Raw genomic sequence first — 2,732 nt, 5'->3', positions numbered from 1 at the left:
GCCGTGGAACCTCCAGGTGGACGAGCACCCGGCAGCGGTCGCCTACCCGGCCGACGCTCACGAGGTCGCCCGGATCGTGCGAGCCGCCGCGGCGTCCGGTCTCCGGGTCGCCCCCCAGGGCACCGGCCACGGAGCACCTCCGCTCGCCGGGCGGCTCGGCGACGCCGTACTCCTGCGCACCTCGGCGATGACCGGGCTGAGCGTGGACGCCGCCAGCCGTACGGCTCGCGCCGAGGCCGGCGTGCTCTGGGGCGACGTCATCGCCCGGGCCGGCAAGGTCGGACTGGCGGGAATGCACATGTCCAGCCCCGGAGTGGGCGTGGTCGGTTCGTCGCTGGGTGGCGGCGTGAGCTGGTACGCCCGCCAGCACGGGCTGCAGTGCAGCGCGATCACGGCCGTCGAGCTGGTGCTGGCGGACGGGACGTTCGTGCGCGCCACCGAGACCCAGGACCCGGACCTGCTGTGGGCGGCCCGCGGTGGCCACGGCGGCTTCGGGGTGGTCACGGCGCTCGAGTTCGACCTGCTGCCGATCCGCACGGTGTACGCCGGGATGCTGGCCTGGGACTGGCGGCACGCGCGGCGCGTCCTCACCGCGTGGGGCGAGTKGACCGCGGACGCGCCGGAGTCGGTGACCAGCGTCGCCCGGATCTTCCAGGTCCCTGACGAGGAGTGGATGCCCCCCGACATCCGCGGTCGGCGGCTCGTCATGCTCGACGCGGTGGCTGTCGGCGACGCCGAGGCGGCTGCCCGCGCCCTTGCTCCGCTGCGTGCCCTCGGGCCCGAGACCGACACCTTCGCGGAGGTGCCCGCGGCCGACATCGCGCACCTGCAGCTCGACCCCCAGGAACCCACCGCGGTCTACGCCAACAGCGTCCTGGTCCACGGCCTGCCCCCGGACGCGGTGGACGCCCTCATCGCGACGGCCGGTCCCGGCTCCGGCAGCAAGCTGCTGTTCGTCGAGCTGCGACAGCTCGGTGGCGCGCTGGCGCGGCCCGCGCCCCGAGGTGGTGCGCTCGACCACCTCGACGGCTCCTTCTTGGTGCTCGGCGTCGGGCTGGACGTGGGCACCGGCTGGAGCGCCGTACGTGACGACGCCACCCGGGTCCTGGACTCCCTCGCCCCCTGGACCTCCAGCGCGTCGTACCTCTCGATGGCCTACGAGGCTGCCGCCAGGCGCGGGTGGTCGGCGTCGGCGTACGAGCGCCTCCACCGGATCCGTCGTTCCGCGGACCCTGACGGGGTGTTTGTCGCGCCGCAAAGCACGGCAGGCGACTGATTCCGCAGGAACATTCAAGTCGGACGCAAGTCCTTCTCAACCGTGCGGGTGCACCGTCGTCGGGTCAACGACGACACCACACGGAGGAACAATGACCATCGCACAGACCAGCACCGCGTACGCCGCACCGTTCGGGGAGCTGGACGCACTCACCATCGGCACCGTCGCGGTGCCCGGCGACACGAAGTACGACGCCCTCGTCTCGCCCTGGAACCTGGCCATCGCGGTCCGGCCCGCAGCCGTCCTCGCGGCCCACGACGCCCAGGACGTCGTCGAGGCCGTGCGCTTCGCGGCCCGTCACGGCATTCGCGTCACCCCGCAGGCCACCGGCCACGGCCCCATGGCCGACCTCACCACCGAGCTGCTGGTCACGACCAAGGAGCTCGACGAGGTGGTCGTCCACCCGGAGGGCTGGGCGCGCGTCGGAGCCGGCGTGAAGTGGCTCAAGGTCGTCGAAGCCGCCGCGCCGTACGGCCTGGCACCCCTGTCCGGATCGATCACCGACGTCGGCATCGTCGGCTACACCACCGGCGGCGGGCTCGGGCCGATGGCCCGCACCTACGGGCTGGCCAGCGACAAGGTGCGCGCCATCGAGGTCGTCACCGGCGACGGCGAGCTCCGGCGGGTGACGCCCACGGAGCACCCGGACCTCTTCTTCGCCCTGCGCGGCGGCAAGGGGATGCTCGGCATCGTCACCGCCATCGAGTTCGACCTGGTCGAGCAGCCGCGGTTCTACGGCGGCTCGCTGTGGTTCGACGGGGACGACGCGGCGACCGTCATCGAGCGCTGGCTGCACTGGTCCGACGACCTGCCCGAGCTGGGCACCACGTCGATCGCCCTGTTCCAGCTCCCCGACATGGAAGGCGTGCCGCCCATGCTGGCCGGCCGGCTGACGCTGTCGGTGCGCTTCGTGTGGACGGGGTCGGCCGAGGAGGGGGAGCGCCGGTTCGCTGCGATGCGGGCCGCTGCTCCGGTGATCCTGGACGACGTGGCCGACAAGCCCTACGCCGCGATCGACTCGGTCCACACGGACCCGCTCGACCCCACCCCGGCCTACGAGGCGGGCAACGTCCTCACCGACTTTCCCGCGGAGGCGGTGGACGCCCTGCTCGCCCTGACGGGGCCGGGTGTGGCGTCGCCGCAGATCCTGGTCGAGGTCCGCCAGCTGGGCGGCGCCTTCGCCCGACCGGGGGAGCACCCGAGCGCCTTCGCCTCGCGGGCGGCGGCGTACTCGTTGCTCGTCGTCGGCATCTCGGAGATCCCGGGCGTGGAGGACCACGCCGCCGCGATCCTCGACGCGCTGGCGCCGTGGGTGGGTGGACACCGGCTGCCGAACTTCACGTTCACGCCGGAGGAGTACGTCGACGCGTACGACGAGGTGACCCTCGCGCGGCTGCGTCGGGCCATCCGGACCTACGACCCGGACGGCGTGATGACGATCGGCGGCGTGCTCTCC

At 73.1% G+C, this 2,732-nt stretch carries 2 protein-coding genes; both read left to right on the top strand.

Annotated features, from left to right (window positions below; all coding sequences use genetic code 11):
* Positions 1-1,276, top strand: a 1,276-nt coding sequence (locus tag ACXJKL_RS18860) for an FAD-binding oxidoreductase (RefSeq protein ID WP_457208537.1), incomplete at its 5' end; no start/stop codon positions are given.
* A 91-nt stretch (positions 1,277-1,367) separates the two neighbouring features.
* Positions 1,368-2,732, top strand: a 1,365-nt coding sequence (locus ACXJKL_RS18855; protein ID WP_457208536.1) for an FAD-binding oxidoreductase, incomplete at its 3' end; no start/stop codon positions are given.

This window comes from Nocardioides sp. P5_C9_2 (genome assembly GCF_054049555.1).
The sequence above is the reverse complement of the archived record's forward strand: the minus strand, read 5'-3'. Positions and strand labels throughout refer to the sequence as shown.